Origin of the sequence: Streptomyces zinciresistens K42 (assembly GCF_000225525.1) — a bacterium.
In the GTDB taxonomy this organism is placed as follows: domain Bacteria; phylum Actinomycetota; class Actinomycetes; order Streptomycetales; family Streptomycetaceae; genus Streptomyces; species Streptomyces zinciresistens.
The window spans coordinates 1-7,360 of the sequence record NZ_AGBF01000261.1; the positions used below are offsets into that span (position 1 = coordinate 1).

Here is a 7,360-nt window from a genome sequence, read left to right on the forward strand (position 1 = left end):
GCTGCTCGTCACCGAACTCCCGCTCGCCGCACCGCCCCAAGGGCTCCCCGTACACCGTGAACGACCAGCTCATGGTCACCACGGCCCTCACCCTCGCGCACTGGAACCGCGCACACGGCGCCCGCCCCGGGCCGCTGCGCATCACCATGCCCGTGGACGACCGTCCCCGCGACGCCGCCATGCCCATCGGCAACGGCACCCGGCTGGTCGAAGTCGCCTTCTCACACGAGGAGCTGACGAGCAGCGAGCCGGCGCACACGCTCGCCCTGCTGGGCCGTACGGCGGTCAGGACCCGGGCACTGAAGGCGCTGCCGCGCCCCCAACTCGGCCACGGGGCAACCCTGTTGACCGCGCCCGTCACCCCCGTCTCCTGGCGGGCCGCCCTCACCCGGGGCCTGCGCCGCGCCGCCGCGCCCTGGACCTCCACCACCCTGCTCAGCAACATCGGCCGGGTCCCCTACCCCCTGGACTTCGGGGCGCGGGCAGGCCGCGCGCACGCGGTGTGGTTCTCGGCGCCCGCCCGGATGCCGCGGGGCCTGACCGTGACGACCGCCTCCACCGCGGGCCGGCTCCATCTCGCCCTGCGCTGGTCCCGGGCCCTGCTCGGCGACGGCGACGGCGCCCACCTGCGGGACCTGTTCGCGCACTATCTGCACACCACCGAGGTGACCCCGTGACGACGACCGTCCCGCCCCCCAAGGACCTCCGCGACTTCTACGAGAACCCGGCCGTACCGGTCGCCTCCGGCCCCTCCCGCAGCCGGCGCCAGGCCAGGATGCTCGCCGACGCCCTCGGACCGGGCCCGGCACCCGGCGGACGCGTCCGCACCATCGTCGACGTCGGCTGCGGCGACGGCACCGCCGCGGCGACCGCGGCGCCCTTCCTGCGCGGCCACCGCATCGTCGGCGTCGACTGGTCGCAGGACGCGCTGCGCCGCGCCCGCACGCGTGTCCCGTACGCCGTGCGCGGTGAACTCACCGGCGGCGGGCTGCCGTTGCGCACCGGCAGCGCGGACGCCGTGCTGTTCAGCGAGGTGATCGAGCACCTCGTCGACCCCGACGCCGCCCTGGACGAGATCCGCCGGGTGCTGCGGCCGGGCGGGCATCTGATGCTCTCCACCCCCAACCTGGCCGCCTGGTACAACCGCGCTCTGCTGCTGGCCGGGGTGCAGCCGGTGTTCTCCGAGGTCAGCCTGCGGGCCGTGCACGGCAGGCCGGGCCGGGAGGTCGTCGGGCACCTGCGGCTGTGCACCGCCCGCGCGCTGCGGGAGTTCGTGGCCGCGTCCGGGTTCGAGGTCGTCCGGCTGTCCGGGGCGCCCTTCCACGGCGTGCCGCGCGTGCTGCGCCCGCTGGACCGGCTGGCCTGCGCCAGCCCCTCACTCGCCTCGATCCTGCTGCTGCACGCCCGACGGGCGTAGGGGGCGCCCATGTGGTGGGGAGTGGGCGCCGCGCTGCTGGCGAACACCCTGTACAGCCTCGGGTTCGTCCTGGAGAAACGGGCGCTCGCCGCACTGCCGCAGGTGTCGGTCCGCAGGCCCGACCGGCTGCTGCGGCTGGTGCTCGGCAGCCCCCTGTGGATCGGCGGCTCGCTCGCCCTGGCGGCCGGCTTCGCCGCGCAGCTCGTGGTCTACCGGACCCTGCCGATCGCGGCGGCCCAGGGCGTCTTCGTCTCCGGTCTCGTGCTGCTGGTGCTGCTCTCGGCACGGCTGCTGGGCGAGGAGACCAGCGGGCGGGAGCGCTCCGCGCTCGGCGCGGTCCTCGCCGCGCTGCTGATGGTCGTCCTCTCCCTGCGCGAGGGACCCGGCGGCGCGGAGGCCGTGGGCCGGGCCGCCCCGTACCCGCTGATCCTGCTCGTGTGCGTGCCGTCGCTGGCGGCGGGCGTGTGGCTGTACGGCGCGGCAGAGCGCCGGGCCCGCCACCGGCACCGGCTGCCGACGGCCGGCGTGGAGTACGGGGTGGCGGTGGGGCTGCTGTACGGGGTGAGCTCGCTGGCCGTCAAGGGCGTCTCCGGCCAGTCGACGGGAGACGGCGCGGGCGCCGCCGTGCTCGGTCTGCTGCGCTCGCCGTACCCGTATCTGCTGCTGTTCACCGGGGCGTTCGGGCTGGTGATGTCGCAGGCGGCGCTCCAGCGCTGCCGGGCCTCGCTGATCGTGCCGGTGTGCACGACCGTCTCCTGTGTGTACACGGCCGTCCTCGGCACGCTGTCGTTCGGCGAGGCACTGCCCGACGACCCGCTGCGGCTGGCGCTGCGTGTCGCGGGCACGGCCCTCGCCGTCGTCGTCCTGCTGTCGATGCCCCGGCACGACCCACCCCCGTCCACGCCCCGACCACCGGTCGGAGCCAAGGAGTTGACCCCGCCATGAGACCCGACGACCCGCTGCTGAGCATCCTGGCGTGCCCGCTCGACAAGGGCCCGCTGCACCTCGTCGCCCCGGACGGCCCCGACGCCGCGCCCCCGGGCGGGGACACGGCCGAGGAGGCCGCCGAGGCGCTGTACAACCCGCGGCTGCGGCGCCGCTACCCGATCGTGGACGGCGTTCCGCAACTGCTGCCCGCCTCCGGTGAGCAGGTGGGCGACGACGAGCACGAACGGCTCCTGGGGAGGCTGGCCCGATGACCAGGACACTGGCGGCCCGGCTCGCCCCGTACCTGCCCGTCCGGCTGGTCGCCGCGACCGCGCGGGCCGTCTATCCGCGCTTCGAACCGGAGTTGGCGCGGCTGTCCGAGCTGTGCCCGTCCCCGTGCGGCACGGCGGTGGACGTGGGCGGCTGGTACGGGCCCTGGACGCACCGGCTGAGCCGGCGGGCCCGGCAGGTGGTGACCGTCGAGCCGGTCCCGCGGCTGGCCCGGCTGCTGGAGAGCGGCGCCCCGCCGAACGTACGGGTGGTGCGGGCCGCCGCCTCGGACCGCCCCGGCACGGCCCGGCTGTGGCTGCCGCCGGGCGACGCGGGCGACCGGGGGGTGTCCTCGCTGGTCCGCCGGGACATCCACGCCCGCGCGCTCGACGTGCCCTGCGTCACCCTCGACGGCCTGGGGCTGCGGGACGTCGGCTTCGTCAAGGTCGACGTGGACGGCGGGGAGCTGGCCGTGCTGCGCGGGGCGGCGGACCTGCTGGCCCGGGACCGGCCCGCCCTGTTCGTGGAGCTGGAGTGCCGTATCCGGCCGATCGCGCCCGTGCTGACGCATCTGGCGGCGCTGGGCTACGACGGCTGGGTGCTGCCCGGCGCCGACTGGGTGCCGCTCGCGTCGTTCCCGCTGGAGGCCCATCAGGCGGAGGCGGCGTGGGTGGTCACCCGCGGTCTGGCGCGCCGGGTCCTGCCGCTCGCCGCCCTGCGGGGGCCCCGCTACGTCAACTCGGTGCTGTTCCTGCCCGACGGCAGGCGTCCGGACGGGCCGGTGCGCGAGCATGGGGCGCATGTCCCCCGCTGACCAGAGGCCCGCCGCCCGCCCCCTCACCCCGCTGGACTTCCAGCTCGTCCTGCTGCGCCGCATGGCCGACCACAACCCCGGTCCGGTCGAGGACGCCCGGCGCGAGCTCGGGGTGTCCCTCGCCGCCATGCGCGAGGCGAACAAGCGGTGGCAGGCGATGGTCCGCTCCCCCCGGGCGCGCGGCGCCGCCGCCCGCTACCGCTCGGTGCTGGGCGCGCCCGCGTCCGTGACCACCCGCACCGTGGGCGACCTGGCGTGCGAGGCATGGCTGTGGCCGGTGCCGCTGTGGCCCACCCTGCGCTTCGAGGTGCTGCTCGGGCCGAACGGGGCGGTGTGGAACGAGTGGCTGGTGCGCGCCCCGGGCACCCCCGCGCCCGAGCTGCGCACCCTCGCGGACCTCACCCCCTGGTCGTGCACGGTGGACGAGGCGGCCCGCGCCTTCGCGCCCGCCCGCCCCCTGGAGGGCACGGCGCCCACGCGCTGGGGGCTCGCGTTCACCGCGCCGGACGGGGAGGGCGTACGGCGGGCCGCGGTCGCGGAGTTCACCTGGGGGCTGCTGCAGCGGGTCGCGCTCAGCGGTTAGCGGCCGCGAGCACCGCCTCGACGACCCGCGGCACCGACGCGGGGTGCAGCGACAGGAACAGGTTCGGCTCGACGAGCTCCACCTCCATCACCCGCGGCCGCCCGTCCTCGCCGTCGACGAGGTCGACGCGCGCGTACAGCAGCCCGGAGCCGTCCGGTACGGCGGCCAGGGCGTGCTCGGCGACGGCGCGTTCGGCCGGCGTCGGGGTCCAGGGCTCCAGGCCGGGATGGGCGGTCTTGCGCCGGTCGTAGGGCGTGCCGGGGGTGAGGACGGCGCCCTTGCGGCTGGCGTGCAGCAGCCGGCCGCCGAAGAACTGGAGCGCGCGTTCACCGCTGACGTCGATGCCCCGGACGTAGGGCTGCACCATCGCGGTGAACCCCTCGGCGTGCAGGCGGGCGAGCTGCCCCAGCGCCGTGGCGTGCTCGTCGGGGGTGTACCGGGCGGCGAAGCGGGCGCCCGCGCCGGAGGTGGGCTTGACGACGTACTCGTGGCCGTCCGGGAGGTCGGGGGCGTCGCCGGGGGCGAGGTAGCGGGTGGGCACGACGGGCACCCCGGCCGCGGCGAGATCGCCCAGGTAGCGCTTGTCGGCGTTCCAGCGCACCACGGCGGCCGGGTTGGCGAGCCGGGTGGCCCGGCCGCACCGCCGCGCCCAGTCCAGGAACTCCGCGGCCCGCCAGCTGTAGTCCCAGGTGGAGCGGATCACCGCGAGGTCGCACGCGCTCCAGTCGACCGAGTCGTCGTCCCAGCGCACGGCCCGCGCGTCGGCCCCGGCACCGCGCAGCGCCGCCACCAGGACCGGCAGGTCCGGGTCGGCGCTGATGTCGGGGCCGGGTCGGCAGGTCACAAGGGCTATGCGGGGCACGGCGGTTCCTCCGGGGCGGTGAGCGGGCGCTGTGAGGCTAGCGGAACCCGGGCGGGCGCTCGACCTTCCCCCTCGGTGAAGCCACGGCATCGCTGGGGACCGGACCGGAGGGGAGGAGAGCGGGAACGGGATGGGCGAGGACCTGCTGACGAACGGCGCCCTGGCCCCCGATGTGGACCGGGAGCGTTTCTTCCGGCAGCCGATGGTGTACGGAGGAAGCGTGGTGGCGGTGGTGCCCGCGGTGGTGTGGCCGGTGACGGTCGCGCCGGGCCGGGGGGAGGCCGGGGTACGGCCGTCGGCAGCGTTGTCCAGCGAACAGTCAGGAGTACGACACGTGTCCTCTCTCTTCCCGGCCCTCAGGGGCGCCCCGGCCGGCCGAGCCGCCCTGCGCTTCGGCGACCGGGCCCTGACCTACGGCTCCCTCGCCTCGGCCGCCGGTGCCCTCGCGGCCCGGATCGGCGGGGCGGGCGCAGTGGCCGTCTGGGCGACGCCGTCCCTGGAGACGGCGGTGGCGGTCACGGCGGCCCTGGAGGCGGGCGTGGCGGCCGTACCGCTCAACCCGAGGTCCGGGGAGAAGGAGCTCGGGCACATCCTCGCCGACTGCGCGCCGGACGCCGTCCTTGCGGCCCCCGGCGACGAACTCCCCGACGCCCTGGCCGGCCTGGCCCGTGTCGACGTCGACGTGCGCGACGGCGGACCGCTCCCCGCGCCCCGCTCCGCCGACGAGGACCCGGCGCTGATCGTCTACACCTCCGGCACCACCGGCCCGCCCAAGGGCGCCGTCATCCCGCGCCGGGCCGTCGCGCACACCCTGGACGCGCTCGCGGACGCCTGGCGGTGGACCGGCGACGACGTCCTCGTGCACGGCCTGCCCCTGTTCCACGTGCACGGACTGGTGCTCGGCGTCCTCGGCCCGCTGCGCCGGGGCGGATCGGTGCGCCACCTCGGCCGGTTCAGCCCCGAGGGCGTGGCCCGCGCGCTGGACGAGGGGGCGACCATGCTGTTCGGGGTGCCGACGATGTACCACCGCATCGCGCAGGCCCTGCCCGCCGATCCGGGGCTGGCCCGGTCCCTGGGCGGGGCGCGGCTGCTGGTCTCGGGGTCGGCCGCGCTGCCGGTGCACGACCACGAGCGGATCACGGCGGCGACCGGCCGGCGGGTCGTGGAGCGGTACGGCATGACGGAGACTCTGATGAACACCAGCGTGCGGGCGGACGGCGAGCCGCGGGCCGGCACGGTCGGCGTCCCGCTGCCCGGCGTGGAGCTGCGGCTCGTCGAGGAGGACGGGACGCCGCTCGCGGCGTACGACGGCGAGAGTGTGGGCGAGATCCAGGTGCGCGGCCCGAACCTGTTCACCGGGTACCTGAACCTGCCGGACGCCACGCGGGCCGCGTTCACCCCGGACGGCTGGTTCCGCACCGGGGACATGGCGGTGCGCGACCCCGACGGCTACGTCCGCATCGTGGGCCGCAAGGCCACCGACCTGATCAAGAGCGGCGGGTACAAGATCGGGGCGGGTGAGATCGAGAACGCCCTCCTCGAACACCCCGGGGTGCGGGAGGCCGCCGTCACCGGCGAGCCGGACGCGGACCTCGGCGAGCGGATCGTGGCGTGGGTCGTCCCGGCCGACCCCCAGGCGCCGCCGTCGGCCGAGGAACTGGCGGACCACGTCGCCGCGCGCCTCGCCCCGCACAAGCGCCCGCGCCGGGTCCACCACCTGGACGCGCTCCCCCGCAACGACATGGGGAAGATCATGAAGCGGGCGCTGACGGCATGACGGAGCGCCTGGCGGCCCGGCAGATGATCGCCCTGCTGGCCGAGGACTTCACCGAACTCCCCCACCGGACGGGGGAGTCGCGGCCCGGCGGCCCGCTGGGCTGGGAGGGCTACGACGCCTCGCGCGCCCGCGCCGCCGCACGCACCGGCGAGCGGGAGTCGGTGGTCTGCGGCACCGCGCGCGTCCAGGGCACCCGCGCCGTCCTGATCGCCTTCGAGTTCGGCTATCTGGGCGGCTCGCTGGGCGAGCGCACCGGCGACCTGCTGGAGGCGGCGTACGCGCACGCCCGCGCCCACCGCCTGCCGGTGGTGCCGCTGGTGGCGACGGGCGGCAGCCGGATGCAGGAGGGGATGCTCGCGCTCACCCAACTCCAGCGCGTGGCACGGCAGTCGGCGTTGCTGAGGGAGGCCGGTCTGCCGCAGGTCGCGGTGGTGCGGGACCCGACGACGGGCGGCGGATGGGCGACGCTCGGCGCCGGCGCCGACGTGACGCTCGCCCTGCCCGGGGCGCAGGTCGGCTTCGCGGGCTCACGGGTCCGCCCGCCGGACGCGGACCCGGCGGCCTACACGGCCGAGGCGCAGCTGGCGGCCGGCGCGGTCGACGGCGTCGTACGGCCCCGGGAGCTGCGCGGCGAGCTGGGCCGCTGGCTGCGGCTGCTGACGGCGCCCTCCGCGGAGCCGGCCCCGCTGCCGCGCCCCCTCGGCGGCACC

Annotated in this window: 8 protein-coding genes and 1 pseudogene; 8 read left to right on the plus strand and 1 reads right to left on the minus strand. The window is 76.7% G+C overall.

Annotated elements, in window-relative coordinates; all coding sequences use genetic code 11:
• The 6 genes and pseudogenes from SZN_RS33750 to SZN_RS33775 form a co-directional block, all read left to right on the plus strand.
• Positions 1–677, plus strand: a pseudogene (locus SZN_RS33750) (condensation protein); the annotation flags it as partial.
• Positions 674–1,417, plus strand: coding sequence for a class I SAM-dependent methyltransferase (locus SZN_RS33755; protein ID WP_007504027.1), 744 nt, complete (start codon positions 674–676; stop codon positions 1,415–1,417). The pseudogene SZN_RS33750 and the gene SZN_RS33755, both read left to right, overlap by 4 nt.
• 9 nt (positions 1,418–1,426) lie before the next feature.
• A complete protein-coding gene (locus SZN_RS33760; protein WP_208865888.1) occupies positions 1,427–2,362 on the plus strand; it encodes a hypothetical protein in 936 nt (311 codons plus the stop codon).
• Entirely contained in the window at positions 2,359–2,616 is a 258-nt protein-coding gene (locus tag SZN_RS33765) for a Trm112 family protein (RefSeq protein ID WP_007504031.1), read from the plus strand. The genes SZN_RS33760 and SZN_RS33765 overlap by 4 nt, the downstream gene beginning before the upstream one ends.
• Positions 2,613–3,428 (plus strand): FkbM family methyltransferase, encoded by an 816-nt coding sequence (locus SZN_RS33770; protein WP_007504033.1) that lies wholly within the window; start codon positions 2,613–2,615, stop codon positions 3,426–3,428. The genes SZN_RS33765 and SZN_RS33770 overlap by 4 nt, the downstream gene beginning before the upstream one ends.
• Positions 3,406–4,011, plus strand: a complete 606-nt coding sequence (locus SZN_RS33775) for a hypothetical protein (protein ID WP_007504035.1) — start codon at positions 3,406–3,408, stop codon at positions 4,009–4,011. Before SZN_RS33770 ends, SZN_RS33775 begins: the two co-directional genes overlap by 23 nt.
• On the opposite strand, the gene SZN_RS33780 is transcribed toward SZN_RS33775, so the two are convergent.
• Positions 4,001–4,873, minus strand: coding sequence for an ATP-grasp domain-containing protein (locus SZN_RS33780; RefSeq protein ID WP_007504036.1), 873 nt, complete (start codon positions 4,871–4,873; stop codon positions 4,001–4,003). The genes SZN_RS33775 and SZN_RS33780 overlap by 11 nt on opposite strands.
• 334 nt (positions 4,874–5,207) lie before the next feature.
• On the opposite strand from SZN_RS33780, the gene SZN_RS33785 reads away from it, so the two are divergent.
• On the plus strand, positions 5,208–6,650 hold the full coding sequence (locus tag SZN_RS33785) for an acyl-CoA synthetase (protein WP_043734526.1): 1,443 nt from the start codon (positions 5,208–5,210) through the stop codon (positions 6,648–6,650).
• Positions 6,647–7,360 (plus strand): carboxyl transferase domain-containing protein (locus tag SZN_RS33790; RefSeq protein ID WP_007504040.1); only part of this gene is annotated, 714 nt, incomplete at its 3' end. The genes SZN_RS33785 and SZN_RS33790, both read left to right, overlap by 4 nt.